Source organism: Aureimonas sp. ME7, from assembly GCF_903970965.1.
Lineage (GTDB): Bacteria > Pseudomonadota > Alphaproteobacteria > Rhizobiales > Rhizobiaceae > Aureimonas.
In genome coordinates, this window is record NZ_CAJCKW010000010.1 from 36,649 (window position 1) to 62,661 (window position 26,013).

25 protein-coding genes are annotated in these 26,013 nt (G+C 64.9%); 11 read left to right on the plus strand and 14 right to left on the minus strand.

Annotation, left to right across the window (positions count from 1 at the left end; all coding sequences use genetic code 11):
- Positions 1-2 precede the first annotated feature (2 nt).
- From prfB to H7A85_RS16240, 3 genes are all read right to left on the minus strand, one after another.
- A protein-coding gene (prfB, locus tag H7A85_RS16230) for a peptide chain release factor 2 (protein WP_182087011.1) occupies positions 3-1,131 on the minus strand; the annotation gives its coding sequence in 2 pieces (ribosomal slippage) (positions 3-1,061 and positions 1,063-1,131; 1,128 coding nt in all).
- A gap of 90 nt (positions 1,132-1,221) precedes the next feature.
- Entirely contained in the window at positions 1,222-3,657 is a 2,436-nt protein-coding gene (locus H7A85_RS16235) for a penicillin-binding protein 1A (RefSeq protein WP_182087012.1), read from the minus strand.
- 168 nt (positions 3,658-3,825) lie between these two features.
- Positions 3,826-5,019 (minus strand): N-acetylmuramoyl-L-alanine amidase, encoded by a 1,194-nt coding sequence (locus H7A85_RS16240; RefSeq protein WP_182087013.1) that lies wholly within the window; start codon positions 5,017-5,019, stop codon positions 3,826-3,828.
- A gap of 550 nt (positions 5,020-5,569) precedes the next feature.
- Between H7A85_RS16240 and H7A85_RS16245 the strand changes: the two genes are divergently transcribed.
- Positions 5,570-8,287 (plus strand): ribonuclease E/G, encoded by a 2,718-nt coding sequence (locus H7A85_RS16245; protein ID WP_182087014.1) that lies wholly within the window; start codon positions 5,570-5,572, stop codon positions 8,285-8,287.
- A 51-nt stretch (positions 8,288-8,338) separates the two neighbouring features.
- On the opposite strand, the gene H7A85_RS16250 is transcribed toward H7A85_RS16245, so the two are convergent.
- A complete protein-coding gene (locus tag H7A85_RS16250) occupies positions 8,339-9,505 on the minus strand; it encodes an aminotransferase class I/II-fold pyridoxal phosphate-dependent enzyme (protein ID WP_182087015.1) in 1,167 nt (388 codons plus the stop codon).
- A gap of 105 nt (positions 9,506-9,610) precedes the next feature.
- Between H7A85_RS16250 and H7A85_RS16255 the strand changes: the two genes are divergently transcribed.
- From H7A85_RS16255 to aat, 5 genes are all read left to right on the plus strand, one after another.
- Positions 9,611-10,993 carry a M48 family metalloprotease gene (locus H7A85_RS16255; protein ID WP_182087016.1) on the plus strand — a complete coding sequence of 461 codons (1,383 nt, stop codon included), beginning with the start codon at positions 9,611-9,613 and terminating at the stop codon, positions 10,991-10,993.
- Positions 10,990-11,760, plus strand: coding sequence for a DsbA family protein (locus tag H7A85_RS16260; protein WP_182087017.1), 771 nt, complete (start codon positions 10,990-10,992; stop codon positions 11,758-11,760). The genes H7A85_RS16255 and H7A85_RS16260 overlap by 4 nt, the downstream gene beginning before the upstream one ends.
- Positions 11,761-11,983: 223 nt before the next feature.
- Positions 11,984-12,457, plus strand: a complete 474-nt coding sequence (accB, locus tag H7A85_RS16265; protein ID WP_182087018.1) for an acetyl-CoA carboxylase biotin carboxyl carrier protein — start codon at positions 11,984-11,986, stop codon at positions 12,455-12,457.
- Positions 12,458-12,509: 52 nt separating this feature from the next.
- Positions 12,510-13,862 carry an acetyl-CoA carboxylase biotin carboxylase subunit gene (gene accC / locus H7A85_RS16270; RefSeq protein ID WP_182087019.1) on the plus strand — a complete coding sequence of 451 codons (1,353 nt, stop codon included), beginning with the start codon at positions 12,510-12,512 and terminating at the stop codon, positions 13,860-13,862.
- A gap of 7 nt (positions 13,863-13,869) precedes the next feature.
- The gene (gene aat / locus H7A85_RS16275) at positions 13,870-14,535 is read left to right on the plus strand and encodes a leucyl/phenylalanyl-tRNA--protein transferase (RefSeq protein WP_182087020.1); all 666 of its coding nucleotides are present in this window, start codon (positions 13,870-13,872) and stop codon (positions 14,533-14,535) included.
- Here the strand turns inward: aat and H7A85_RS16280 are convergent.
- The 8 genes from H7A85_RS16280 to H7A85_RS16315 form a co-directional block, all read right to left on the minus strand.
- Positions 14,478-14,885, minus strand: a complete 408-nt coding sequence (locus H7A85_RS16280) for a DUF2155 domain-containing protein (protein WP_182087070.1) — start codon at positions 14,883-14,885, stop codon at positions 14,478-14,480. The two genes, aat and H7A85_RS16280, sit on opposite strands and share 58 nt — an antisense overlap.
- A gap of 17 nt (positions 14,886-14,902) precedes the next feature.
- The gene (locus H7A85_RS16285) at positions 14,903-15,283 is read right to left on the minus strand and encodes an NADH:ubiquinone oxidoreductase subunit NDUFA12 (protein ID WP_182087021.1); all 381 of its coding nucleotides are present in this window, start codon (positions 15,281-15,283) and stop codon (positions 14,903-14,905) included.
- A gap of 96 nt (positions 15,284-15,379) precedes the next feature.
- Positions 15,380-15,868 carry a GNAT family N-acetyltransferase gene (locus H7A85_RS16290; RefSeq protein WP_182087022.1) on the minus strand — a complete coding sequence of 163 codons (489 nt, stop codon included), beginning with the start codon at positions 15,866-15,868 and terminating at the stop codon, positions 15,380-15,382.
- Positions 15,865-17,364: an Asp-tRNA(Asn)/Glu-tRNA(Gln) amidotransferase subunit GatB gene (gene gatB / locus H7A85_RS16295; RefSeq protein WP_182087023.1), complete on the minus strand. Its 1,500-nt coding sequence runs from the start codon at positions 17,362-17,364 to the stop codon at positions 15,865-15,867. Before gatB ends, H7A85_RS16290 begins: the two co-directional genes overlap by 4 nt.
- Before the next feature lie 61 nt (positions 17,365-17,425).
- Positions 17,426-18,907 carry an Asp-tRNA(Asn)/Glu-tRNA(Gln) amidotransferase subunit GatA gene (gatA, locus tag H7A85_RS16300; protein ID WP_182087024.1) on the minus strand — a complete coding sequence of 494 codons (1,482 nt, stop codon included), beginning with the start codon at positions 18,905-18,907 and terminating at the stop codon, positions 17,426-17,428.
- Positions 18,908-18,953: 46 nt separating this feature from the next.
- Positions 18,954-19,427 (minus strand): GNAT family N-acetyltransferase, encoded by a 474-nt coding sequence (locus H7A85_RS16305; protein ID WP_182087025.1) that lies wholly within the window; start codon positions 19,425-19,427, stop codon positions 18,954-18,956.
- Positions 19,424-19,711 (minus strand): Asp-tRNA(Asn)/Glu-tRNA(Gln) amidotransferase subunit GatC, encoded by a 288-nt coding sequence (gatC, locus tag H7A85_RS16310; RefSeq protein ID WP_182087026.1) that lies wholly within the window; start codon positions 19,709-19,711, stop codon positions 19,424-19,426. The genes H7A85_RS16305 and gatC overlap by 4 nt, the downstream gene beginning before the upstream one ends.
- 86 nt (positions 19,712-19,797) lie before the next feature.
- Entirely contained in the window at positions 19,798-20,499 is a 702-nt protein-coding gene (locus H7A85_RS16315) for a metal-dependent hydrolase (RefSeq protein WP_182087027.1), read from the minus strand.
- Between the two features lie 78 nt (positions 20,500-20,577).
- On the opposite strand from H7A85_RS16315, the gene ruvX reads away from it, so the two are divergent.
- Complete coding sequence (ruvX, locus tag H7A85_RS16320; RefSeq protein WP_182087028.1) at positions 20,578-21,057, plus strand: Holliday junction resolvase RuvX; 480 nt, start codon at positions 20,578-20,580, stop codon at positions 21,055-21,057.
- On the opposite strand, the gene H7A85_RS16325 is transcribed toward ruvX, so the two are convergent.
- Positions 21,009-21,326, minus strand: a complete 318-nt coding sequence (locus H7A85_RS16325) for a DUF6105 family protein (RefSeq protein WP_182087029.1) — start codon at positions 21,324-21,326, stop codon at positions 21,009-21,011. The genes ruvX and H7A85_RS16325 overlap by 49 nt on opposite strands.
- Positions 21,326-21,625 (minus strand): hypothetical protein, encoded by a 300-nt coding sequence (locus tag H7A85_RS16330; protein WP_182087030.1) that lies wholly within the window; start codon positions 21,623-21,625, stop codon positions 21,326-21,328. Before H7A85_RS16330 ends, H7A85_RS16325 begins: the two co-directional genes overlap by 1 nt.
- Before the next feature lie 355 nt (positions 21,626-21,980).
- Between H7A85_RS16330 and H7A85_RS16335 the strand changes: the two genes are divergently transcribed.
- From H7A85_RS16335 to dprA, 4 genes are read left to right on the plus strand one after another with little or no spacing between them, the layout of a single operon-like run.
- Positions 21,981-22,934: an aspartate carbamoyltransferase catalytic subunit gene (locus H7A85_RS16335; protein WP_182087031.1), complete on the plus strand. Its 954-nt coding sequence runs from the start codon at positions 21,981-21,983 to the stop codon at positions 22,932-22,934.
- Complete coding sequence (locus H7A85_RS16340) at positions 22,931-24,247, plus strand: dihydroorotase (protein ID WP_182087032.1); 1,317 nt, start codon at positions 22,931-22,933, stop codon at positions 24,245-24,247. The genes H7A85_RS16335 and H7A85_RS16340 overlap by 4 nt, the downstream gene beginning before the upstream one ends.
- Before the next feature lie 22 nt (positions 24,248-24,269).
- Positions 24,270-24,866: a glycerol-3-phosphate 1-O-acyltransferase PlsY gene (gene plsY, locus H7A85_RS16345; RefSeq protein ID WP_182087033.1), complete on the plus strand. Its 597-nt coding sequence runs from the start codon at positions 24,270-24,272 to the stop codon at positions 24,864-24,866.
- Positions 24,863-25,990, plus strand: coding sequence for a DNA-processing protein DprA (gene dprA / locus H7A85_RS16350; RefSeq protein ID WP_182087034.1), 1,128 nt, complete (start codon positions 24,863-24,865; stop codon positions 25,988-25,990). Before plsY ends, dprA begins: the two co-directional genes overlap by 4 nt.
- Positions 25,991-26,013 lie beyond the last annotated feature (23 nt).

A 26,013-nucleotide genomic window follows, 5' to 3' on the forward strand; every position in this document is an offset into this window, starting at 1 on the left:
GGTCAGTCGACGTCGGAAACCTCGACTTCGCCGCCGAACACGCGTTGCGCGAGCGCGGCCTCGATGAACTCGTCGATTTCCCCGTCGAGAACGTCCTGTGGCGTCGTGTTCTCGACGCCCGTGCGCAGATCCTTCACCATCTGATACGGCTGAAGGACATAGGATCGGATCTGGTGACCCCAGCCGATATCCGTTTTGGAAGCGGCCTGAGCATTGGCCTTTTCCTCGCGCTTCTTCAGCTCTTCCTCGTAAAGGCGCGCGCGCAGCATGTTCCAGGCGGTCGCCCGGTTCTTGTGCTGGGACCGCTCGGCTTGGCACTGGACGACGATGCCGCTGGCCAGATGCGTGATGCGCACGGCCGAGTCCGTCGTGTTGACGTGCTGACCGCCTGCCCCCGACGCTCGATACGTATCGATGCGAACGTCGCTTTCACTGACGTCGACCTGAATCGAATCGTCCACCACCGGATAGACCCAGATGGAAGCGAAGGACGTATGCCGCCGAGCCTGACTGTCGTAGGGCGAAATGCGCACGAGGCGGTGAACGCCCGACTCGACCTTCATCTTGCCGTAGGCGTTGTGACCCTTGAGAAGGATCGTCGCGGACTTGATGCCCGCTTCTTCGCCGTCCTGCTCTTCCAGCACCTCGACCTTCATGCCCGAGCGCTGGCCCCAGCGCATGTACATGCGCAGAAGCATGGAGGCCCAATCCTGGCTTTCCGTGCCGCCAGCACCCGAATGCACTTCGAGATAGGTGTCGTTCGAATCTGCCTCGCCTGAAAGAAGCGTTTCGATCTGGCGCTCGCCGACGTCTTTCTGGAGCGCGCGAATGCCCGCTTCGGCTTCCGCCACGATGTCGGCATCGCCCTCCTCCTCGCCCATGGCGATGAGTTCGATATTGTCGCCGAGCGCCCGTTCGAGATTGCGGATTCCGTTAATGGCGGTATCGAGCCGTTGGCGTTCCTTCATCAGGCGCTGCGCTTCCTGCGCATCGTTCCAGATGGAAGGGTCCTCGGCGGCGGCGTTCAGGCGATCGAGTTCGCGGACCGATTGATCCCAGTCAAAGATGCCTCCTCAGCAGGCTTACGGCCTGCTTGATTTCGTCGACGATCGATTCGATTTCGGCACGCATGCCGGCATTTCCTTTACAAACGCGGATGGGGAGCGCGGACCATAGGTGCGGCTCCCCATCGTGTAAAGCGAACCCGTAGATCAGCGTTTTCTAGAAGAGCCCGCCGGCGCCCGAGGCGATCGCGCTCGCCGCTTCCGGCGAGATCGCCTGCTGCGCCGGAGCGCTGGCATAGCTGCCGCCGATGACCTCGTACTGGTCCGAAGGACCCGTACCGGGCTTGAACGCCTCGACGATCGATCCCGGTGCGTCGGGGCTGGCCGCCATCCCGTTGGAACGGTTGACGGCAATCTGCGTCATCCCGTCCGGAATGCGGAAATCCACAACGGGCTTCCCGGCCAGCGCCTGCTTCATGAACTCCATGAACACGGGCGCCGCGAAGCCGCCGCCGGTCCCGCCATGTCCGAGCGGCTGGGGGTTGTCGTAGCCGAGGTAGATGCCGGTCACGAGATTGGGCGTGAACCCGACGAACCATGCATCCTTTTCATCGTTGGTGGTGCCGGTCTTGCCGGCCACCGGTACGCCGAGTTCGCGAACGGCCGTCGCCGTGCCGCGCTGGACGACACCCTCCATCATGGAGGTGATCTGGTAGGCGGTCATCGGGTCGAGAACCTGCTGGCGCTCGTCCACCAGTTCGGGTTCGGCGTTATTGCTCCAGTCGGACGCGTTGCAGGTGTCGCACTTGCGGTTGTCGTGCCGATAGACGGTGCGCCCGTAGCGATCCTGAATGCGGTCGATGAGCGAAGGTTCGATCGAACGACCGCCATTGGCGATGACCGAATAGGCCGAGACCATGCGCAGAACGGTCGTCTCGCCCGAACCCAACGCCATGGGCAGATACGGCGCCATCTTGTCGTAGATGCCGAAGCGCTCGGCATACTCGGCCACGAGCTTCATTCCCATGTCGTCGGCCAGACGAACGGTCATCAGGTTGCGGCTCTTCTCGATGCCGAGGCGAAGCGTCGAAGGACCCGCCACCTCGCCGCCGTAGTTCTTCGGCTCCCAGAAACCGCCCCGCCCGTCGGGGATCGATACGGGCGCGTCCAAAATCACGGACGCAGGCGTATAGCCGTTGTCGAGGGCCGCAGCGTAGACGAAAGGCTTGAAGGACGAGCCGGGCTGGCGATAGGCCTGCGTCGCGCGGTTGAATTCGGACTGCGAGTAGGAGAAGCCGCCGGCCAGCGCCAGGACACGGCCCGTATGAGGATCCATGGCCACCAGGGCGCCCTGCACCTTCGGCGGCTGACGCAGAATGAACCCGTCTCCCTTAGCCTCGACATAGATGACGTCGCCGCGCGACAAGAACTGGTCGACCGAGCGAACGCTTCCGCGCTTACCCTCGCGATCCTGCCGCAACGCCCACTTCATGTCGTTCAAGGAAAGCGTCGCGACATCGCGGTCCGCACCGCGCCGACCGGACATGTCGCGCGTCGGCTGCAGGCCGATGCTGGCCGAGTTGTTGTCGGCGGATAGAACCACGGCAAGCCGCCATTCCGGCACGTCGGCGAATGGCTCGATCTTGTTAAGCGCCGGGCCCCAATCGCCCGCAACCTCGATCGTCTCAACCGGTCCGCGATAGCCGCGCGTCTGGTCGTAGCGTACGAGGGCATGCTGCAGCGAGGTGCGGGCTTCCTCCTGCATCTGCGGGTCGAGGGTACTGCGAACGGAAAGACCGCCCTCGTAGAGCGCGTTGACGCCGTACCGCGCGATGATCTGCCGGCGCACTTCCTCTGTGAAGTATTCGGCGGAAGCGAGATAGGTCCCGCTCGGGCGCGGGTTCACGCCGAGCGGCTTGGCGATGGCCGCCGTCGCTTCCTCCTGCGTGATCACGCCGTTTTCGGCCATCCGCTGGATCACCCAGTTGCGGCGTCCGATCGCCTCACCCGGATCACGGAAGGGGTTGTAGTTCTCAGGGGCTTTGGGAAGCGCGGCGAGATAGGCGGCCTCCTGAATTTCCAGCTCGCTGACTGACTTGTCGAAATAAGCCAGCGAAGCGGCCGCGACGCCGTAGGAGCCCATGCCGAGGTAGATCTCGTTGAGATACAGTTCGAGGATGCGGTCCTTCGAATAGGCCTGCTCGATGCGCAGCGAGAGGATCGCCTCCTTCACCTTGCGCTCCATCGAGCGCTCGTTCGTGAGAAGGAAGTTCTTGGCGACCTGCTGGGTGATCGTCGAGCCACCCTGAAGCGAGCCCCCTCGGACATAGACGAGAGCGGCGCGAGCGATGCCCTCAAGATCGATGCCCGAATGCTCGTAGAAGTTCTTGTCCTCGGCCGAAAGGAAGGCGTCCTTCACCCGCTGCGGAATGGCCTGGATCGGCAGATAAAGGCGACGCTGCTTGGCGTATTCCGCCATCAGCGCGCCGTCCGCCGCGTGGAAGCGCGTGGTCACCGGCGGCTCGTAGCGTTCCAGAACCTGATAATCCGGCAGGTCCTGGCTCATGCTTGCGACATACCAAGCCACGCCGCCGGCCACGATCAGGGCGAACACCGTTCCAATTCCGAACAGGTAGCCAAGAAGTCTGATCATCGTATCCTCGTTGGCTGCTGCTTGGGCCGGTCGCTCGGCCGAGTGGCGGGCGGGAACGCCACCGCCCGGCCATGCCCGCTGCGAAACGTTAACGCAATGCGAATGGAGGGAAAATGCGGCGGGCGCATGGTTTGCAGCGCTGCCCTCCGACACTGTTGCGCCGGCGCATCACCGGTCGGAGCCAAGTGCCATGGTGCCCGCGCGAGCGGAGAAATCGCCGATGGAGCGGGCCAGAATGGTCGCCAGTTTGCCCTGCCAGTCGCTCGAGGTCAGCAGTTTCTCGTCGTCGGCGTTGGACAGATACCCCATCTCCAGGAGAATGGAGGGTACGTCCGGTGCGCGGAGCACGCGAAACCCGGCCGAGCGCTTCGGGTTGTTGATCAACCGGACCTCGCCGCGCTGCAAATCGGCGACCAACCGAACGGCGAAATGCTCCGACAGTCCTTCGGTCTCGCGCCGCACGAGATCCACCAGGATATCGTGGATTTCCGGGGCGTCCTGGTCCCATTCCGGCCCCGCGAACCGGTCGGCGGAATTTTCCACATCTGCGAGTTCGCGGGCCAGACTGTCGGACGCCTTGTCGGACAGGGTGTATACGGTCGCGCCGCGCAACTCGCTGTAGCGGATCGAATCGGCGTGAAGCGAGATCATCAGATTGGCGCCCGCCCGGCGCGCGATCGCCGCGCGCTCGTTGAGCGGGATGAAGACATCGTCCTCGCGCGTCATGACGACATCCACGTTTTCATACGGTTTCAGCGCATGCCGCAGCGCCTTGGCAAAAGCGAGGTTGACGGTCTTTTCCTCGGCCCCGTTCTGCCCCGTCGCCCCCTTGTCGATGCCGCCATGGCCGGGATCCAGAACCACCACGAAGCGATGAGGAGCGGTCGCACTCCTCCTTTCAGCCTGTTTGGATGGCGCCGCGACGCTCGGGCCGACGAAATCCTTCCGCGTGCCCGCGTGAAGGCGAAGCGAGATTCGCGCTCCCGCTTCCGTCCGCTCCGTCTTCAGTTCGGGACGGACGGGACCCGGAAGCGTGAGAACCAGCCGATATCGATCGTTGGCGATCAATCCATGCCGGATTCCGGACACGAGTTTGCTTCTCTTGATGTCAGGCAGCTTGGCCGCCGCGAGCGTTTCGGGAAAATCGAGAGCGACCCGGTAGGGCGCTTCCAACAGAATCAGTTGCGGAACCGCAGTCCCGATCAGATCGAGATCGAGACCGAAACCGTCCGGCACGGCGACGGTCTCGATCTTCGCGACAATCGATAGATCGCTCTGTTCCGCATGAGCCGGGAACGGGAAGAGAAGAGCGACGCAAACGACGGAAACCAGGAAACGCAGGAGATTTCGGGCAGCGAGCATGGCGAGCGGGCGACCTTGGTGACTTCAGGAGGGGATCATGGTCGATCAAGATGGCGGCAAGCAGACCTCCTGCCGCTTCGTTGAGCCCTCCCCTTGTTTGCGGAGCTAACGCGCCTTACAAGCATAAGTGAGGCTCCTGCGTCATTCGCGTGGATGCGTCGCCGACGGTCGCACCGCAGAACGGATGCATCGTTAATGGGCGTACACGCGACCACACGCCGGTTTCTCGTACAGATTTGCGCCGATCGGGCCGCTTGCGTCCATCGGTTCCTATGCGGGTCATGCCGGGGAAGGCGTCGTCCTTTTCCAAAACCCGCGATTTCGTCGGCTGCTTCGCGGCCATCATATGTTGCAGGTCGTTCGCGCGTGTCATCGGCATACGGAGTTCTCATGACGCCTTCGCTCGGTTCGGTCGAACCGGGCGTTTGTTCGTCGAGGACATCCGCCCTACGCCGCGAGCCGACCGTGTCGGCCCTCCCCATCCCGGAATCCATGTCGGTTTCAAGGACCGCATCCTCCCGGCGTCGGCAGGGCCCGGAGTTGAGATCACATGGCAAACAAGATGCTGATCGACGCCGCCCACCCGGAAGAAACCCGGGTCGTCGTCGTCAAGGGTAACCGGATCGAGGAATTCGATTTCGAGTCGGAGCACAAGAAGCAGCTCAAGGGCAATATCTATCTGGCCAAGGTGACGCGGGTCGAACCCTCGTTGCAGGCCGCCTTCGTCGAATACGGCGGCAATCGCCACGGCTTCCTCGCCTTCAGCGAAATCCACCCCGACTATTACCAGATTCCCGCGGCCGACCGGAAAGCTCTGATCGAGGAAGAGCTCGCGCGCGCAGAGGAGGACGAAGACCACGACGAGGGTAAGCCAGCGAAGCCCGCCCGCTCGCGCAGCCGTCGCTCACGCTCGAGCGAAGCGCAGGCAGCGGACGCCGCCGACGACAGCGTGTCCGAATCGCTCGAGGCCGTCGCTGCGGAAGCCGACGCCTCGTCGGACGAGAAGGTGACGGAGCCGGAAGACGGTTCCGCCGATCCCGCCGAGAACGGGGCGGACGAAGCTCCTGTCGGGGACAGAGCCGACGAAGGCGTCGCAGTTGCTGCCGATGAGGAAGCAGTCTCGACGGCGGAGAACGAAGAAGTCGCAGTCGAGGAAAAGCCGCGCCGTCGGCGGAGCAGCTCGCGCCGCTCGCGCGAGGCCGAGGAAGAAACGCCGGTCGAGGAGGTCGAGGAAGTCGACGACCTCGGCAGCGAGGACGCGATGGAAGAGGTGCCGGTTCGCAACCGCGCACCGCGCAAGCAGTACAAGATCCAGGAAGTCATCAAGCGTCGCCAGATCCTGCTCGTGCAGGTCGTCAAGGAAGAGCGCGGCAACAAGGGCGCGGCCCTCACCACCTATCTGTCGCTGGCCGGCCGCTACTCCGTCCTGATGCCGAACACCGCCCGTGGCGGCGGCATCTCGCGCAAGATCACCAACGCGGCGGATCGCAAGCGCCTGAAGGAGGTCGCGCGCGATCTCGAAGTGCCCAAGGGCATGGGCATCATCCTGCGCACGGCCGGTGCCAACCGCACCAAGGCCGAGGTGAAGCGCGACTACGAGTATCTGATGCGCCTCTGGGAAACCGTGCGCACGCTCACTCTCCAGTCCAGCGCCCCTGCCCTCGTCTACGAGGAAGGCAGCCTGATCAAGCGTTCGATCCGCGATCTCTACAACAAGGACATCGACCAGATCCTCGTGGCCGGCGACGCCGGCTACCGCGAGGCGAAGGATTTCATGCGCATGCTGATGCCGAGCCAGGCAAAGGTGGTGCAGCCCTATCGCGAACTCGTCCCGATCTTTACCCGCCAGGGCATTGAAGCGCAGCTCGACAAGATGCTGCAGCCCCACGTGACGCTGAAGTCCGGCGGCTACATCATCATCAACCAGACCGAAGCGCTGGTGGCGATCGACGTGAACTCCGGTCGTTCGACGCGCGAGCATTCGGTCGAGGACACCGCTTATCAGACCAACCTCGAAGCGGCCGAAGAGGTCGCCCGCCAGCTCCGCCTGCGCGATCTCGCCGGCCTCGTCGTCGTCGATTTCATCGACATGGAGGAGAAGCGGAACAACCGGAACGTCGAGAAGCGCCTGAAAGATTGCCTGAAGGACGATCGCGCCCGAATCCAGATCGGCCGCATCTCGCATTTCGGCCTTCTGGAAATGAGCCGCCAGCGCATCCGCGCCAGCGTTCTCGAATCCACGATGCAGGTCTGCCCGGTGTGCAGCGGCAATGGTTTCATCCGCTCGGCCTCGTCGCTCGCGCTGCATCTCCTGCGCTCGATCGAGGAGCACCTTCAGAAGCACGGTACGCACGACCTGATCGTCAAGGTTCCGACCGCGACGGCGCTCTACGTCCTCAACGAAAAGCGCGCGACGATCGACGAGCTCGAGCGTCATTACGGTCTGCGCATCGTTCTGGAAGCGGTGGAGGGCTTCGGCCATCAGCACATCGCGATCGAGCACGGCGCGGAAGCGCTGAAGCGAGTCAAGCCGGAACAGATCGCGACGGCCCCTGCCGTTTCGCCCGATCTCATCGAGATCGAGGAAGCCATCATCGAATCCGATGACGAGGAGGCGGAGGCAGCTGAGGCGACGACGCCCGCCCCCAACGGCGAAGACGAGCGCCGCGACGGTTCGCGCCGCCGCCGTCGTCGTCGCCGCGGTGGCCGCCGTTCGGACGAGAAGGACGGTTCGGCCGAGGACGAGAACGGGAATGGCGATGATGCCGTTTCCACCGCCGGTGACGACGAAGCCGCCGCCGAGGCAACGGCGGAAGCGCCTGCCGGCGAGGACGACAGCGAGGGTCGCGATCGCAAGCGTCGCCGTCGCGGTCGTCGTGGCGGCCGTCGCAGCCGTGACGACGACGCTGTGACGGAAGCATCCGATGCGGGCGCGGACGAAGCGCCCGACGCTGTCGCGGAGCCTTCGGAGGTCGAGGCCGCCCAGGTGGACGGCAATGCCGAGCCGCTTGGCGAAACCGGAACGGAAGTCGAAACGGCGGCGGAACCGGAAGCCGTGGACGAGCCTGTCGCCGAAGAAACGGTGCCGGCGGATGCTGAGATTGCGGATCGCGACGAAGTGACGAGCGAGCACGAGATCACCGCCGCCAACGACCAGCCGCCCGCGCCGCCCGCCAGCCCCCGCCTGTCCACCAACGGGCAGGAAAGCGCCGAGGAGGACACGCGTCCCAAGAAGCGCGGCTGGTGGTCGAAACGTTCGGCCGAGTAACAAGCTGGGAAAGAGCGGCCCAACGGCCGCTCCTTTCATTTTGGGAATGGGTCAGACCAGGAGCGTGCGGAGCCGCGCCACGGCGCGTTCGATCTCGGCCGGGTCGCCTGCATAGGACAGGCGCACCGTCCGCTCGCCGCGCTGCGGATCGAAGTCGATGCCCGGGGTCAACGCAACGAGCGCCTTCTCCAACGCCACCTCGGCAAACTCGGACGAGTGCTCGAACCCATTGGGAATGGTGGCGTAGGCATAGAAGGCCCCATCGATCGGCGCGATGTCGAGGAAGCCGAACTGCGGCAACGCGGTCATCAGCGTTTCGCGGCTTCGAGCATAGTCGAGCTTCGTCCGCTCCAGAACCTCCCGCGCGTCGAACACGGCCTCTGCACCGATCTGGCTGAGTTCGGGCGCCGAGATGTAGAGGCTCTGCCCGATACGCTCGGCAGCGCGCGTGAGCGGCTTCGGCAGCACCAGCCAGCCGATCCGCCAGCCGGTCATGCAATAGTACTTGGAAAAGGAGTTCACGACGATCGCCCGATCGGTGAACTTCAGAGCCGAGACGGTCGGCGCACCGTACGCCAGCCCATGATAGATCTCGTCGGAAACGAACACGATCCCGGCCGCGTCCGTAAACTCCACCAGCTTGCGCAGTTCGTCCGGCGGCGTGATCGTACCGGTCGGGTTGGCCGGGCTGGCGATGAGCACGCCGCGGATTGGCGCCTCGCGATGGGCATTCTCCAGTGCCTCGGCCGTCAGGATATATCGATCGTCCGGTCCCACCGGGATCTCAACGGGTACGAGCCCCAGTGCCAGAAGGATGTTGCGATAGGCGGGATAGCCCGGCGAGGCGATCGCGACACGGTCTCCGACATCGAAAGCGGCTAGGAATGCGAGGTTGAAGCCGGCCGAGGAGCCGGTGGTGATCATGATCCGGTCGGGGGACACATCGACCCCCTCGCTCTCCGCGTAGTGTCGCGCGATACGCCGACGAAGGCCTTGGCGGCCGAGCGCGTCCGTATATCCGATGCGGCCGCGCGCCAGAAACGCGCGAACGGCGTCGGATACGATCTCGGGGACCGGGGCGGAGGGTTGGCCGACGGCCAGCGAAATGACATCGTGCCCTTCCGCGACGAGGCGGTTGGCGGCGGCCATGATGTCCATGGCGCGAAACGGATCGATCTGCGAGCGCCGCGAGGCCTTGATGGGCGGAAGAGTGGACATGAAAGCCTCATAAACGCCGGAATGCAATGCGCTTGACACCCGCCGGGATGGTGTCGAGCGAGCCTGCGTTCTAGAAGCGTGGAAGCGAGCCTGGGAAGACGTGGGATGGATTTTTTGATCGGGAGCATCGTCAAACGGGTCGGTATCGCCGTCCTGTCTCTCGCCATCGCGGCTCCGGTCGCATCGGCGCAGACGGCCCGTCGCCCATCCCTACCGATCGTGCGCGACGCGGAAATCGAAGCGCTGATCAAGGACTACTCGCAACCGATCCTGCGGGCGGCCGGGCTTTCGCCCAGCCGCGTCGAGATCGTCCTCGTCAACGATCTCGCCTTCAACGCGTTCGTGGCGGGGCGCCGCATCTTCATCAACACCGGCACCATCCTCGATTCCGAAACGCCGAACGAGACGATCGGCGTTCTCGCGCACGAGGTCGGCCACTTGGCCGGCGGCCATCAGGAGCGGCTGCGCGAGCAGATCGAGCGGGCCAAGACGATCGCCGTGGTGGCGGGACTCTTGGGCGCGGGCGCGGCGGTGGCGGGTGCGGCGGGCGGCAACAGCTCGCTGGCGGGCGTCGGCGGCGGCTTGATGACGAGCGGCGGCAGCATCGCGCAACGCAGCCTCTTCGCCTATCAGCGGACGGAGGAAACCACCGCCGACCGCTCCGCGCTCACATACCTTCTGAAGACCCAGCAATCCCCCAAGGGTCTCCTGGACAGCTTCTCCGGCCTGATGCGCAAGAACATGTTGTCCGGCATTTCGTCGGATCGCTACGTGTCCTCCCACCCCGCGCCGCAGGAACGCATCGGCTTCCTCCAGACGGCCGCGAAGGAAAGCCCCTACTTCGATAAGAAGGACCCGCCCGAGCTTCAGCTTCGCCACGATCTGGCTCGCGCGAAGATCGCCGCCTACAACGGAGGCGCCGCGCAGGTGCGCCGCTCCTTCGGCCGCGACATCACCAGCCTGCCCGCTCGCTACGGCGACGCGATCGCGACGCATCTCGCCGGCTCGCCCAAGGCGGCGCTGACCAAGATCGATGCGCTGATCGCGTCCTCACCGAAGACGCCATGGTTTCACGAGGTGCGCGGAGAGATCCTGATGGCGGGCGGCAAGGCGGACGAAGCGGCTGCCGCGTTCCGCACCGCCGCCAAGCTCGATCCGTCCGATTCCGGCATTCTGGAAGCCGCAGTCGGTCAGGCCCTGGTGACCGGCGGTCAGCCGGAGCGGATGAAGGAAGCCATTTCGCAGATCCGGAAAGGTCTGGAGTCCGATCCCGCCAACTCCACCGCCTACCAGTTCCTCGCCATGGCCTACGGCAAGGTCGGCGACGTCGGCTCGGCCGAGCTGGCGACGGCGGAAGGCTACTGGGAAGGCGGCAATTTCCGCCAGGCGAAGATCTTCGCCGCGCGGGCACAGCAGAAATTCCGGCCGAACTCACCGCAGTGGCGGCAGGCGCAGGATATCATCATTACGAAAGTGAACCGCAAATGAGCGCGCGCAGCCTCCTTCGCTCGTTGACCATCGGCGCTCTCCTCCTGACCGCTTCCCACGCCTCCGCCTTCGATCAGGCGCAGACGGACGAAATCGAGGGAATCGTCCGGAACTACCTTCTGGAACATCCGGAGGTGCTCCTGGAATCGATACAGGCGCTCGACGCGAAGCGCGCGGCGGAAGCGAAGGTCGGGCAGCGCGACACCATCCTCGGATTGAAGTCACGGCTCGAAGCCTCGCCGGAAGGAACGGTCGTCGGCAACCCGAAGGGCGACGTCACCCTCGTCGAGTTCTTCGACTACAATTGCGGCTACTGCCGCCGCGCCGCGAGCGACGTGAAGGTGCTCGTCGACAGCGATCCGAACCTTCGCGTCGTGTTGAAGGAGATCCCGGTGCTCGGCCCCCCCTCGGAAGCCGCGACGCGCGTCAGCCTCGCGTTTCGCGAAGTCGCGCCGGAGAAGTACGGCGCGTTCCAGAAGGCCCTCCTTGCCTCGCGTTCGCAGGCGGACGAAACCCGCGCGCTCGAAGTCGCCAAGGATTTCGGCGTCGACGAAGCCACCTTGCGCCCGAAGATCGGCGGCTCGGGCGTTGCGGCCGCGCTGAGCGAGAGCGCGGAACTCGCCACCGCCTTAGATATCAACGGAACGCCGAGCTACGTGATCGGCGATGAGGTCGTGCCCGGCGCAGTCGGCGCCGACGCGCTTGCACAGAAAATCGCCAACGTTCGCGCCTGCGGATCCGCCACCTGCCCGCCCGCCGGCAATTGACATGTTTGCCCTTCGCGCTTTTCCCCCGCTGCGCAAGGGTCTATAGGGCTGCGCAAGGAATGCACCGGCGACAGCTCCGGTCCGTTCACGATTCGCCGGGGCGCCAGATCGCCCATACGCCGCGTCCGAGCGCCAGCGCGCCACGGCCGCCATGGATTGTTCGACCGACGTGTCCGAGGCCAAGCCTTATGGATTGCGGCTTCGGTGAGCTCGAAGGAATGTTATGGAAAAGGACTCCACTGTGGATCGATCGCTCGTCCGCGAACTCGCCGACATCCTGAACGATACCGATCTGACCGAGATCGAGGTGGAACAGGGCGAGCTTCGCATTCGCGTCTCCCGGAAGAAGGAGTTCGTCGCCGCGCCCACCTACGCCCATATGCCGGCTCCGCTGCCAGCACCTATGGCGCCCGCGCCTCAGGCCGCAGTTCCCGCCGCTCCGGCCGCGTCCTCCGGTCCGGAAGTGGGCTCGGTCCCCTCGCCCATGGTCGGCACGGTCTATCTCGCCTCAGCCCCCGGTGCGAAGCCCTTCGTCGAGATCGGCCAGAGCGTCAGCGAAGGCGAGACGCTGCTGATCATCGAGGCGATGAAAACGATGAACCAGATCCCGGCGCCGCGCTCCGGCACGATCAAGCGGATCTGCGTCGACAACGGACAGCCGGTGGAATACGGCGAAGCATTGGTCGTGATCGGCTGAGGCCGACATCCCACGCGAACGTTCGGGTCAGGCGGTCAATGGAAGGGCATTCATGTTCAACAAGGTTCTGATCGCCAATCGCGGCGAGATCGCGCTGCGTGTGCTGCGGGCGTGCAAGGAACTCGGCATCGGGACGGTGGCGGTTCACTCGACTGCCGACAACGCGGCGATGCACGTCCGGCTGGCCGACGAGAGCGTCTGCATCGGCCCGCCGCCGGCGCGCGACAGCTACCTGAACATCCCCCAGATCCTGGCGGCGTGCGAGATTTCCGGCGCGGATGCCGTGCATCCCGGCTACGGCTTCCTATCAGAAAACGCCCGTTTCGCCGATATCCTCGAAGCCCACAACATCACCTTCATCGGCCCGACGGCCGAGCATATTCGGGTGATGGGAGACAAGATCGAAGCCAAGCGCACGGCGAAGGCGTTGGGCATTCCGGTCGTTCCCGGCTCGGCGGGTGCCGTGACGGACGATGCCGAGGCGATGCGCGTGGCGACGGACATCGGCTTTCCGGTGCTGGTCAAGGCGTCGGCGGGCGGCGGCGGACGCGGCATGAAGGTCGCGCATACGCCGGCCGACCTGTCGCTGGCGCTTTCCACCGCGCGCGCGGAAGCCGGCGCCGCGTTCGGCGACGATGCGGTTTATCTCGAAAAGTACCTCGGCAAGCCGCGTCACATCGAGGTTCAGGTGTTCGGCGACGGGATGGGCAACGCCATTCATCTCGGCGAGCGCGACTGCTCTCTCCAGCGCCGCCACCAGAAGGTCTGGGAGGAGGCCCGTTCTCCGGCTCTCGACGAAGAGCAGCGGACCCGCATCGGCGAAATCTGCGCCAACGCGATGGCCAAGCTGAAATATCGCGGCGCCGGCACCATCGAGTTCCTGTACGAGAACGGCGAGTTCTATTTCATCGAGATGAACACTCGTCTTCAGGTCGAGCACCCCGTGACGGAAGCGATCACCGGGCTCGATCTCGTTCACGAGCAGTTGCGCGTCGCCGCCGGCCTCGGCCTTTCCGTCACCCAGGACGAGGTGAAGTTCCTCGGCCACGCGATCGAGTGCCGGATTAACGCCGAGGACCCACGCACCTTCGCGCCTTCGCCCGGGCAGATCAGCTACTATCACGCGCCCGGCGGCCTCGGCATCCGTATCGATTCCGGCGTTTACCAGGGCTATACGATTCCACCGTTCTACGATTCGTTGATCGGCAAGCTGATCGTCCATGGGCGCACGCGCAACGAATGCCTGATGCGCCTGCGCCGAGCGCTGGATGAGATTATCGTAGACGGCGTGAAGACGACGCTCCCCTTGTTCCAGGATCTCGTCGACAACGCGGACATCCAGGCAGGGAACTACGACATCCACTGGCTGGAACAGTATCTCGCGGCTGCGGCCAAGGCTGCCTGATCCGGCGATGGCGACATCCGGCGGCGGCGAGGTCCTCATCACGCCGGAACTGCTTCTGCGGGCCTACGCCGCCGGCATCTTCCCGATGTCGGAGGATGCCGACGATCCGTCGATTCACTGGGTGGACCCGACCCATCGCGGCATCCTGCCGCTCGACGGGTTCCACGTGCCGAAGAGCCTGCGAAAGCGGATCCGGCAAAACGCGTTCGACATCCGCTTCGATACCGCTTTCCTAGTAGTCGTGGACGGTTGCGCAGAGCCGGCACCCGGTCGCGACAACACCTGGATCAACCGCCGTATCCGCGACCTCTATGCCGGGCTCTTTCGAATGGGCCACGCGCACTCGGTGGAGGCTTGGGCGGATGGGCAGTTGGTCGGCGGCCTCTACGGGGTCAGCCTCGGCTCGGCCTTCTTCGGCGAAAGCATGTTCTCGCGGCGCACGGACGCCTCCAAGGTCGCCCTCGTCTTCTTGTGGGACAAGCTACGTCGCAGCGGCTTCACGCTTCTCGACACGCAGTTCATCACCTCGCATCTGGAGCGCTTCGGCGCAATCGAGGTGGAGCGGGCGGAGTATCGCGATCGCCTGAGCGCGGCGCTCGAACGCCACGCAAACTTTCACTGCGCGGGCGGAACACCCGAGTCCGTCTTGCAGTCCTTGAGCCAGACGTCATAGACCGGGTGCTCGACGGCGTTCAGCCCTGGCGAGTCCGCGAACATCCAGCCGGTGAAGATACGACGGATCTCGCGATCCAGCGTGATCTCGTCGACTTCGATGAAACCGTCGGTCTTGGGAGATTCGTCCTGACTGCGTGTGAAGCAGGCGCGCGGCGTCACCTGCAGCGCGCCGAACTGCACCGTCTCGTCGATACGAACCTCGAACGTCGTGATCCGGCCGGTGATCTTATCGAGACCAGAGAAGACGGCCTCGGGATTCTCGATGCGCGCGGCAGACGCCGACACCGTCGCAAGAAGCAGCGATGTGGCAGCGAAAACCAGGGTTCGGCGAAACGCGAACTGAGGCATGGGACGACGCGAAGCGGTCAGGGCGTCCACGCGTCGTAGTCGCCCGAGACGCGCGGGCGCTCGGCGGTGTTGAGAAGCGACCCCTTCGGCCGATAGGCGAAGCGCGTCCCCGTCTGGTTCGGGACGTGCGGCTTCTGCCAGTCGCGCGGCTTGTAGTTCTCGTCCACCGGCGGCGTGTCGACGCGGTGGTGCATCCAGCCGTGCCAGCCCGGCCCGATCTCGGAGGCCTCGGCCATACCCTTGTAGATGACCCACCGGCGCTTGCCATCGGCGGACTGGTAGTAGACGTTGCCGCGCTCGTCCTCGCCGACGCGCTGGCCGAAGCGCCACGTATGGAAACGCGTTCCGATCGTCTGACCGTTCCACCAGGTGAAGATCTGAAGCAGCCAGTCTTTCATGTGCCATGTCCATTCCGGGCCATGCGGCCCTTATGCTGCCGTCACCGGCAAAAGTCCAGCGATCCGAGGGCTTCAGGTAGGGCTCAGAACCGTCGGTCAAAGCTGTCGTTCGAAGACGGTCGCCGGAATGCCGAGCTCGCTATCCGCCCTGCCCGTTCTGACGAACCCGTGGCGCTCGTAGAAGGCGATCGCACGAACGTTGGCACCCTCGACTTCGATCCGCATGCGCTTTGCCTCGGGGAAGCAGTCGAGCATTTCGGAGAGAAGATCGGCGCCCACCCCGCACCCCTGAACGGTCGGGCGGACGTAGAGCTGGTGGAGCACGACGAGCGTTCGATCGGCGGCGGCCATTTTGGCATAGGCCATGCCGCCGAGTTCGGCGCCGCTGTCGGCGACCAGAAACTCGGCGTTCGGCTGCGACAGACGAGAGGCCAGAACTTCTACGGAGTGCCAAGCGTCAGTGATCTCGCGAACGCGCTCGGCACCGTAGATCCCATCATACGTATCGTGCCACGTCTCACGAAGGAGAGCTGAAACCGCCGGCACATCGGCCTTGCCGGCGGTTCGAACGAAGAAGCGGCTCATTCGATGCCGAGCTTTGCCTTCACGAGATCGTTCACCGCCTGGGGATTGGCCTTGCCGCCTGTTGCCCGCATCACCTGGCCGACGAACCAACCGGCCAGCGTCGGCTTGGCTTTCGCCTGCTCGACCTTCTCCGGATTGGCGGCAATGACTTCGTCCACCGCCTTCTCGATCGCGCCCGTATCCGTCACCTGACGCAGGCCCCGGCTTTCCACGAGCTCGCGCGGATCGCCGCCCTCGTTCCAGACGATCTCGAACAGGTCCTTCGCGATCTTGCCCGAGATCGTTCCCTCACGAATGAGATCGAGAACCGCGCCGAGCTGATCGGCCGAAACCGGCGTTTCCTCGATTCCCTTACCGCTTTTGTTAAGCGCGCCGAGGAGATCGTTGATCACCCAGTTGGCGGCCTGCTTGGCGTCCCGCCCCTTGGCGACCTGCTCGAAGAAATCGGCGATCGCCTTTTCCGAGACGAGGATCGATGCGTCGTAGGCTGAAAGCCCGGCATCGGTGATCAGGCGCTGGCGCTTGTCGTCCGGCAGTTCGGGCAGATCGGCGCGCAATCCTTCCACGAACGCGTCGTCGAACTCCAATGGAAGGAGATCGGGATCGGGGAAGTAGCGGTAGTCGTGCGCGTCTTCCTTGGAGCGCATGGCCCGCGTTTCGCCCTTGCCCGGATCGAACAGGCGCGTTTCCTGGTCGATCGAACCGCCGTCCTCCAGGATCGCGATCTGGCGACGGGCTTCGGATTCGATGGCCTGTCCGACGAAGCGGATCGAGTTGACGTTCTTGATCTCACAACGCGTGCCGAAGGCACCGCCCGGACGGCGAACGGACACGTTGACGTCGGCGCGCATCGAGCCCTCGTCCATGTTGCCGTCGCAGGTGCCGAGATAACGCAGGATGGTGCGCAGCTTGGTGAGGTAGGCGCGCGCCTCGTCAGCCGAGCGCATGTCCGGCTTCGAGACGATCTCCATCAGGGCGACGCCGGAGCGGTTCAGATCGACGTAGGACATGGTCGCATGCTGGTCGTGTAGCGACTTGCCGGCGTCCTGCTCCAGATGCAGGCGCTCGATGCCGATCTCGATCTCGTCGAACTGGCCCTTCGAATCCGGACCGACCGAGACGATCACCGTTCCCTCGCCGACGATCGGCTGCTGAAATTGCGAAATCTGATAGCCCTGCGGCAGGTCGGGATAGAAATAGTTCTTTCGGTCGAAGACCGAGCGGTTGTTGATCTGCGCCTTCAACCCGAGCCCGGTACGGACGGCCTGACGAACGCATTCGACGTTGATGACCGGCAGCATGCCCGGCATCGCGGCATCCACCAGCGAGACGTTGTCGTTGGGTGCGGAGCCGAACTGGGTCGAGGCGCCGGAAAAGAGCTTGGACTCGGACAGGACCTGCGCATGGACTTCCATGCCGATCACGATCTCCCAATCGCCGGAAATGCCGGGGATGAACTTCTTGGGATCGGGGGTGCGGACATCGACGATGGTCATCGGACGAACTCGTGAAGTGCGTTGAGCGATCTGCGCGACATGTGGGAGGCGATGGGCGCCGTCACCACCAGCGATCGGGCTGGAAGCGACCGGCCGCTTGCTCGATCACGGACGCGGAGGCGAAGAGGGTTTCCTCGTCGAACGGACGGCCGATCAGTTGAAGCCCGAGCGGCGTTCCCTCGGCCGAGAGGCCGGCAGGCACCGAGATTCCCGGCAGGCCGGCGAGGTTGACGGTGATCGTGAACACGTCGTTCAGATACATCGCGACGGGATCGGCCGCGAGGTTCTCGTCGCCGATGGCGAAGGCGGCCGACGGCGTCGTCGGCGTCAGGATCGCGTCGACGCCGTCGGCGAAGACGGTCTCGAAATCGCGCTTGATCAGCGTGCGGACCTTCTGCGCCTTCAGATAGTAGGCGTCGTAATACCCGGCCGAAAGCACATAGGTGCCGACCATGATGCGACGCTTCACCTCGCGCCCGAACCCGGCGGCGCGGGTGTTCTCGTACATCTCCGCGATGTCTTTGCCGGGCACGCGAAGGCCGTAGCGCACGCCGTCGTAGCGTGCGAGGTTCGATGAAGCTTCCGCCGGAGCCACGATGTAGTAGGCCGGCAGAGCGTATTTCGTGTGCGGCAGGGAGACGTCGACGATCTCGGCGCCTGCGTCCTTCAGATAAGCGATCCCCTTCTGCCAAAGCGCGTCGATCTCGGCGGAGAGGCCCTCGACGCGGTATTCGCGCGGAATGCCGATCCTGAGGCCACGAACCGAACGACCGACGGCCGCCTCGTAGTCCGGAACGGGACGGTCAACCGAGGTCGTGTCCTTGTCGTCCACCGAAGCCATCGACTTCAGAAGGATGGCCGCGTCGCGAACGTCGCGCGCGATCGGCCCGGCCTGATCGAGCGACGAGGCATAGGCGACGATACCCCAGCGCGAGCAGCGGCCGTAGGTCGGCTTGATGCCGACCGTGCCCGTGAGGCCAGCCGGCTGCCGGATCGAGCCGCCGGTATCGGTCGCCGTGGCGCCGGCGCAGATGCGCGCGGCCACCGCCGCTGCCGAACCGCCGGAGGAGCCACCCGGCACCAGCGCGACGTCCGAGCCCGACCGCCGCCACGGATTGACCACAGGTCCGTCATGACTCGTCTCGTTGGACGAACCCATGGCGAATTCGTCCATGTTCAGCTTGCCGAGCATGACGGCGCCGTCCGCCCAGAGATTGGCGGTGACGGTGGATTCGTAGCGAGGCTCGAACTTGTCGAGGATATGCGAGGAGGCCTGCGTGTGCACGCTCCTAGTCGCGAACAGGTCCTTGACGCCGAGCGGGATGCCCTCGAGCGGCCCGGCCGCGCCGCTCGCCAGCTTCTCGTCGGAGGCCGCCGCCATCTCGCGCGCCCGCTCGGGCGTCACCGCCACATAGGCGTTGAGAGCACCATTCGCGGCGTCGATCGCACCGAGATACGCATCGGTCAGCTCGGCGGCGGTGAACGTCTTCGCCTTCAGCGCATCGCGCGCTTCCGCAATCGTGTATCGGGTCAGGTCGGTCATCGGCTCGGCTTCTTTGAAACTGAGAAAGGCGAAAGCGTGGAAGACGTTACGTCAGCGGCTTCGCGTAGAATATCGAGTATGGATTGTCTGGGTAATCGGCAAAAGCGCCGGTTTGCTCGAAGCCGGCGGCTTCGTACAGCCTTCGTGCCGAGCGATAATGGACGCCCGTTTCCAGCAAGAGCCGTCGCGAGCCCTCGAGGCGAGCCTGCGCTTCCACCGTATCGAGCAGACGCGCTCCCAGACGCGCTCCCCGCGCCTCGGGGCGGACGAACATCCGCTTGAGCTCGGCGGCGCCATCCGGGTGGCGCAGCAAAGCGCAGCAGCCGACCGCTCGGTCATTCGTCCGGGCGATCCAGACCGTCGTGTCCGGCCCGTCCATCTCCTCCGCTGTCAGGCAGAAGTTGAAGTCCTGCGGGGTCTCCGGCTCCATCTCGCGGATCGCGACGTCGAGTTCGGCGATGAGGTCGGCGAGATCGGGATGAAGCGCGCTTACGCGCGAGATCACGATATCAGCCGTCATTCCACGACCTTCGGCACGAGGAAGAAGTGGTCGTCGGTCGCGGGCGCGTTAGCGACGATGTCGTCCGCCTTGTGGCCATCGGTGACGGCGTCGTCGCGCTTCTTCATCTCGATCGGAATGACGGACGTCATCGGCTCGACGCCCGAAACGTCCACCTCGCCGAGCTGTTCGAAGAAGCCGAGGATGGCGTTCAGCTCGCCCTGCATCGTCTGAACCTCGTCCTCGGTGACCGCAAGGCGGGCAAGACGAGCGACGCGACGGACAGTGGCGGTATCGACAGACATGCGTTTTCCCGAAAGCTTTGCTTTGGGACAAGGCTATATCGACGGCGTTGCGCCGAGGCAACGCCGTCGAGCGGGCGTGCCCGATCTCAGATCTCGAAGGCTTCGCCGATCTTCGGCACGAGGACGCGAGACGCCTCGCCTTCCATCGCCTCGATGAACTTGTTCGGATTAGCGTCTAGAATCGGCAATGTGCCCCAATGGAGCGGCACGATGGTCTGGAAGTTGAAGTAGCGCCGGCAGGCGAGCGCCGCGACCGCCGCGCCCATGGTCAGCCGGTCCCCGCACGGCACGAGGCCGATCTTGGGCTGGTGAAGCTCCTCGATCAGCGCCATGTCGCCGAAGATGTCGGTGTCGCCCATGTGGTAGACGCTGCCGCCGTCGTCGAAATGGATGACGATGCCGTTCGGCATGCCGAGATAGGTGACGGTGCCGTCTTCCTCGACGCTGCCCGACGAGTGGAAGGCCTGCGTCAGCGTGACGGAAAAGTCGTCGAACTTGATCGTGCCGCCGGTGTTGGCGGGCTCGATCGAAGCGACGCCCTTCTTGCCCAGCCACTGCACCAGTTCGAACGTGCCGACGACCTTGGCCCCGTTCCGCTGAGCGATATCCACCGTGTCGCCGACATGGTCGAAATGGCCGTGCGTCAGAAGAATATGCGTGGTGCCTTTCGTAGCCTCCGCCACGTCGCCGTGGAAATGCGGGTTGCCCGTCAGAAACGGATCGATGAGGATGACGGATCGTCCCGTGTCGATCCGGAAGGCCGAATGGCCGAAGTAGGTCATTTTCATGCTGATGGTTCTCCGCGCATGGCCTGGGCTGCTATGGCGGAGAAGCTAGGGCCGAGAACCGCACATCAAGGAGACGACATGCCGCTTGCCGAACTTGCCGACCTGTCCGGGCGCAAAACGGGAGGTAGCATCCTCGTGGGTCTCGATCTCGGAACAAAGACGATCGGGGTCGCGATGTCGGATCTTGGATGGCGCTTCGCCACGCCGCGCACGGTCATCCGCCGGACGAAGTTTCAAGCCGACGCCGCCGAACTGAAATCCGTTCTGGACGAGGCGAAGTGCGATGCCATCGTCATGGGTCTGCCGCTTAACATGGACGGAAGCGAGGGCCCCCGCGCGCAATCGACCAAGGCATTCGTCCGCAACTACATGCGGCTCGACGAACGACCGATCGCGTTCTGGGACGAGCGGCTTTCCACGGTCGCGGCCGAGCGCGGAATGATCGAGATGGACATGTCGCGGCGCAAGCGGGCCGAGCGTATCGACGCCGCCGCAGCGGCCTTCATCCTTCAGGGAGCGTTGGACAGGCTTTTCGTGCTCGCTGCCCAGCGAGCGTAACGCAACCTCGCGAAGGCCAGGATCGGCTTGCGACGGCGGAACGCGTAGAGGGCCAGCACGATCAGGCTGTCCAGCACCAGCGCTCGCGCCACCAGCGGAGGCAGCGTTTCCGGCGGAACGCCGAGCGCTTCGCCGTAAACGGCAAAGACCGTGTCGTACATCTCGCGCGAGAAGAAGAAGAGCCCGAAGCTCCAGTCGTTCGAGGCGAGCGCGAGCCAGACGACGAGAAACGAGATCGGCAGGAACCAGAGGGACAGGAGCCAGCGCATCAGAACTCGTCCCGGTTCGCCGTCCAGTGCGTACGCGGGCTTGGCTTCTGCCGAGGGATGGATGCCTCGATAGCCTTCACCGTGCGCTTGAACGCGATTTCGTCGAGTTCGTCCTCCGCATCGGGCGCGAAGATGCACGCGTCGAACGCGATGGCGAGAAGGCTGAGGCCGACCGACCAGAACGCGAGGTCGAGGCGCCCGAACACGGCCGCGAACGGTGCTCCGAAGATCAGCGCTGCCAACACCATGGATGAGCAGATGCCGATGGCGGCAAAGGCCAGAAGCTCGCCCCGCCGCACGTGCGTCTCCTTGCCCGAGTGCAAGCATACGAGACTGAAGGCGGACAGGACGCCGGTGCCAAGGGTTAGAACAGCGACGGGCAGATCCGCTCCAATAGGGTCGCGAAGGTCTACGAACGCCGTGACGAGAAGAAAGCCTGTCCACGCGCTTAGGGCAAAGGTCGTTGGAATTCGGCGCATCGATCCGCCCCCAGTTCGTTAACGAAACATTAACGCAAACCTTTCCCCATAGCTCCGGGTCCGCAACCGGAATGTCGCGCCATGGTTAACGCCGGGGATAACCCGCCGCCCCTCGCCTTCCCGCGCACCAGCCGCTTGTGAGGACGGGCGCTATCTCCTATAGCCCGATCTCGACATGTCAGAGCTTTCCAGCACTCCGTCCGCTCCCCGTCGCCATCTACTCGGCATCGCGGGTCTGTCGCTTCCCGACATCCACACGCTGATGGATCTCGCCGAACGCGAGATCGCGGTCAGCCTTGGCCGCGACAAGAAGAAGTCCGCCCTCAAGGGTCGGACACAGATCAACCTGTTCTTCGAAGCGTCCACCCGCACGCAGGCCTCGTTCGAGCTGGCAGGCAAGCGACTGGGGGCGGACGTGATGAACATGTCGGTCGCCAATTCTTCGGTGAAGAAGGGCGAGACGCTGATCGATACGGCGATGACGCTGAACGCCATGCGGCCGGACATTCTCGTGGTCCGCCACCATTCGGCGGGAGCCGTCGCGCTGCTGGCCCAAAAGGTCGGCTGCTCGGTGGTCAACGCCGGCGACGGCGCGCACGAACACCCGACGCAGGCGCTTCTGGACGCTTTGACCATCCGCCGACGCAAGGGCCGAGTGGCTCGGCTCGTCGTGGCGATCTGCGGGGACGTGCTTCACAGCCGCGTCGCGCGCTCCAACATCCTGCTCCTCAACGCGCTCGGCGCCGATGTGCGCGTCATCGCGCCGTCAACGCTTCTGCCGACCGGTATCGAGGACATGGGCGTGCGCGTCTTCCGCGACATGGACGCGGGGCTCGAAGGCGCGGACGTCGTGATGATGCTGCGCCTTCAGCGCGAGCGCATGGAGGGCTCTTTCGTGCCCTCGGTGCGCGAGTATTTCAGCCTGTTCGGTCTCGACGAACGTCGCCTGGCCCGCGCCAAACCCGATGCGCTCGTCATGCATCCCGGCCCGATGAATCGCGGCGTCGAGATCGCATCGGAGGTCGCCGATGGGCCGCAAAGCGTCATCGAGGAACAGGTGGAGATGGGCGTCGCGGTTCGCATGGCGGTGATGGAGTGGATGATGGGCAACGAGGAGGCCGCATCGTGAGCGAGCGTTCGGCCCGCCCCCTCGTCGTTGAGAACGCTCGCATCTTCGATCCTTCGCGGGGTGTGGACGAGCGGGGGACGCTGATCGTCGAGGACGGCACGATTGTCGCGGCGGGTGCGCAGGCGGCCAACCAGGGGGTGCCCGATGGCGCCGAGCGGCTGGACGCGAGCGGCCTTCTGCTCATTCCCGGTCTCGTCGACATGCGCGTCTTCGTCGGCGAGCCGGGCAACGAGCACCGCGAGACGATCCGCTCGGCCAGCCGCGCGGCGGCAGCCGGCGGGGTCACCTCCATCCTGACCATGCCGGAAACCGATCCGGTGATCGACGACGTCGCGCTGGCGCAGTTCGTCGTCCGCACGGCGCGCGAGACCGCGTCGGTCAACGTCTTCCCGTCCGCAGCCCTCACCAAGGGGCTGCGCGGCAAGGAAATGACGGAGATCGGCCTTCTGTCGCAGGCCGGCGTGCGCGCCTTCACGGATGGTCGGCGCACCTTGACCGACGCCGGGCTGATCCGTCGCATCATGACCTATATGCGCGACTTCGAAGCGCTCTTCGTCCACGAGACGCAGGACGCCGCGCTCGTCGGCTCCGGGGTGATGAACGAGGGCCTTCTCGCCTCCTGGCTCGGCCTGCCCGGCATCCCGCGCGAGGCGGAGATCATCCCGCTGGAGCGGGACCTGCGTCTCGCCTCCCTGACGCGCGCCGCCTATCACGCGGCCAAGATCTCCACGAGCGATTCGGTCGCCGCCGTGCGCACCGCCAAGGATCGTGGCGCCAATGCCACTGCCGGCGTGTCCATCAACCACCTGTCGCTCAACGAGAACGACATCGGCGAGTATCGCACCTTCTTCCGCCTGTCGCCGCCGCTCCGCCACGAGGACGACCGCCAGGCGATGATCGCAGGACTGGCGGACGGTTCCATCGACGTCATCTGCTCCTCGCACGATCCACAGGACGCGGACGGCAAGCGCCGTCCCTTCGCGGAAGCCGAAACCGGGGCGATCGGGCTGGAAACACTCCTTCCCGCCGCTCTCCGGCTCCACCATTCCGATCAGGTTCCGCTGGCGCGGATCATCGAGGCGATGACGGTGGCGCCCGCCAAGCTCCTAAAGCTGGATCGCGGAACGCTGCAGACGGGACGACCGGCGGATTTCGCGTTGGTCGACCTCCATGCCCCCTTCGTCTTCGACAAGTCGCGCATTCACTCGCGTTCCAAGAACACGGCCTTCGAAGGCGCCCGCTTCCAGGGCGAGGTGATCAATACCTTCGTTTCCGGACGCGAGGTCTTTTCCGCGCCGCAAGACGACCGCTGAGCGAACGGATCAGGAAACCGCGATGACCATCGAGCCGACCGTCGTTCTCCTCGCCCTTCTCGGCGGCTATCTCTGCGGGACGATCGCCTTCGGCCTGATCCTGACCAAGCTGTTCGGGCTCGGAGACCTTCGCTCGATCGGCTCCGGTAATATCGGCGCGACCAACGTCCTGCGCACGGGCAACAAGACGGTCGCCGCCCTCACCCTTCTCGGCGACCTCCTGAAGGCCACCGTGCCGGTGCTGATCGCCTGGCGCTGGGGCGCGCCCGCTGCTGCGGCCGCCGGCCTCGGCGCCTTTCTCGGTCACCTGTTTCCGGTCTGGCTCGGCTTTCGCGGGGGCAAGGGCGTCGCCACCTATATCGGCGTCCTTCTGGGCTTCGCATGGCCGGGCGTCCTCGTCTTCGCCGCGGTCTGGCTGGGCGCGGCCAAGATCTGGAAGTATTCCTCGCTGGCCGCTCTCCTCGCGACGCTGATCGTCCCGATCGTCTATCTCCTGATCGGCAATCCCATGGCGGCCGCCCTCAGCGGTTTGCTGACCGTCCTCGTCTACCTCAAGCACATTCCCAACATCCGGCGCCTCCTGTCGGGAACCGAAAGCCGGATCGGGTCCAAGGGGTGAACTCTACGCGGCCCACCGAACTCGACGAAGAGGACCGGCGCGCAGCGCTTCGTCTGATTCGCAGCGAGAACGTCGGGCCGGCCACCTATCGTTCGCTTCTGTCGCGCTTCGGCACCGCAAGGGCCGCGCTCGACGCCCTTCCCGACCTCGCCGCACGCGGCGGTTCGAAACGCCGCATCTCGGTCGCTTCCGCGCCTTCCATCGAAGCCGAGCTTGCCGCTGCCGAGCGGATGGGCGCGCGTTTCATCGTGGCAGGCGAGCGGGACTACCCGGCCATTCTTCGCAGCACCGAAGCCGCACCTCCCGTTCTCGCCGTGATGGGCGACGGGGCCATTCTGCAGAAGCCGGCGGTGGCCATCGTCGGATCGCGTTCGGCGACGGCCGCGGGCTCGAAGATCACCCGCATGTTCGCATCGGGTATCGGCGAAGGCGGCTACGGCATCGTGTCCGGCCTCGCCCGGGGGATCGACGCCGCCGCGCACGAAGCGAGCCTGCCCACGGGTACGATCGGCGTGTTCGCGGGTGGGCTGAACAGGCCCTATCCGCAGGAGAACCGCACCCTGATGCGGCGCATTGTCGATAGTGGAGGCTGCCTCCTGACGGAAATGCCTTTTGGGTGGGAACCGCGCGCGGTGGATTTCCCGCGTCGCAATCGGATCGTCGTCGCGCTCTCGCTCGGCGTTCTTGTCGTCGAGGCCGCGCTTCGTTCGGGGACGTTGATCAGCGCTCGGTTGGCGGGAGAACTCGGGCGCCTTCTGTTCGCCGTGCCGGGTTCCCCCCTGGACGCCAAGGCCGCCGGCTGCAACGCGCTTCTGAAGAACGGCGCCATCCTTGCGACCGAGCCGGACGACGTCCTCACTGCACTTTCGCCGCTCGACGCGCGAATGTCGCGCCAGTCTCGTCTCAGTTTGGAGGAACCGGACGTTTCGATCGCTTTTCGCGAACCCAGCGAAACCGATCGCGAACGCCTTCTGCGCTCCATGAGCACGGCACCCGTTCTCCTCGACGACCTGATCGCTCACGCCGAAGTCGAATGGGACGCGGCACAGGTGCTGCTCCTGGAACTCGATCTGGCGGGCCGGTTAGAGCGGCATGCAGGGGGTCGGCTGTCGCTTCTGCCGTAGGGTCCGCGCCGCACGGTACGGGA

Excerpts from the sequence above, each read along its gene's own strand:
- plsY (WP_182087033.1), top strand. The coding sequence starts at position 24,270 with ATGACCATCGAGCCGACCGTCGTTCTCCTCGCCCTTCTCGGCGGCTAT.
- H7A85_RS16315 (WP_182087027.1), bottom strand. The coding sequence starts at position 20,499 with ATGAAAATGACCTACTTCGGCCATTCGGCCTTCCGGATCGACACGGGA.
- gatA (WP_182087024.1), bottom strand. The coding sequence starts at position 18,907 with ATGACCGACCTGACCCGATACACGATTGCGGAAGCGCGCGATGCGCTG.
- ruvX (WP_182087028.1), top strand. The coding sequence starts at position 20,578 with ATGCCGCTTGCCGAACTTGCCGACCTGTCCGGGCGCAAAACGGGAGGT.
- H7A85_RS16285 (WP_182087021.1), bottom strand. The coding sequence starts at position 15,283 with ATGAAAGACTGGCTGCTTCAGATCTTCACCTGGTGGAACGGTCAGACG.
- H7A85_RS16325 (WP_182087029.1), bottom strand. The coding sequence starts at position 21,326 with ATGCGCTGGCTCCTGTCCCTCTGGTTCCTGCCGATCTCGTTTCTCGTC.
- gatB (WP_182087023.1), bottom strand. The coding sequence starts at position 17,364 with ATGACCATCGTCGATGTCCGCACCCCCGATCCCAAGAAGTTCATCCCC.
- gatC (WP_182087026.1), bottom strand. The coding sequence starts at position 19,711 with ATGTCTGTCGATACCGCCACTGTCCGTCGCGTCGCTCGTCTTGCCCGC.
- H7A85_RS16305 (WP_182087025.1), bottom strand. The coding sequence starts at position 19,427 with ATGACGGCTGATATCGTGATCTCGCGCGTAAGCGCGCTTCATCCCGAT.
- H7A85_RS16235 (WP_182087012.1), bottom strand. The coding sequence starts at position 3,657 with ATGATCAGACTTCTTGGCTACCTGTTCGGAATTGGAACGGTGTTCGCC.
- H7A85_RS16240 (WP_182087013.1), bottom strand. The coding sequence starts at position 5,019 with ATGCTCGCTGCCCGAAATCTCCTGCGTTTCCTGGTTTCCGTCGTTTGC.
- H7A85_RS16245 (WP_182087014.1), top strand. The coding sequence starts at position 5,570 with ATGGCAAACAAGATGCTGATCGACGCCGCCCACCCGGAAGAAACCCGG.
- H7A85_RS16250 (WP_182087015.1), bottom strand. The coding sequence starts at position 9,505 with ATGTCCACTCTTCCGCCCATCAAGGCCTCGCGGCGCTCGCAGATCGAT.
- H7A85_RS16280 (WP_182087070.1), bottom strand. The coding sequence starts at position 14,885 with ATGCCTCAGTTCGCGTTTCGCCGAACCCTGGTTTTCGCTGCCACATCG.
- H7A85_RS16255 (WP_182087016.1), top strand. The coding sequence starts at position 9,611 with ATGGATTTTTTGATCGGGAGCATCGTCAAACGGGTCGGTATCGCCGTC.
- accC (WP_182087019.1), top strand. The coding sequence starts at position 12,510 with ATGTTCAACAAGGTTCTGATCGCCAATCGCGGCGAGATCGCGCTGCGT.
- aat (WP_182087020.1), top strand. The coding sequence starts at position 13,870 with ATGGCGACATCCGGCGGCGGCGAGGTCCTCATCACGCCGGAACTGCTT.
- H7A85_RS16290 (WP_182087022.1), bottom strand. The coding sequence starts at position 15,868 with ATGAGCCGCTTCTTCGTTCGAACCGCCGGCAAGGCCGATGTGCCGGCG.
- H7A85_RS16335 (WP_182087031.1), top strand. The coding sequence starts at position 21,981 with ATGTCAGAGCTTTCCAGCACTCCGTCCGCTCCCCGTCGCCATCTACTC.
- accB (WP_182087018.1), top strand. The coding sequence starts at position 11,984 with ATGGAAAAGGACTCCACTGTGGATCGATCGCTCGTCCGCGAACTCGCC.
- H7A85_RS16260 (WP_182087017.1), top strand. The coding sequence starts at position 10,990 with ATGAGCGCGCGCAGCCTCCTTCGCTCGTTGACCATCGGCGCTCTCCTC.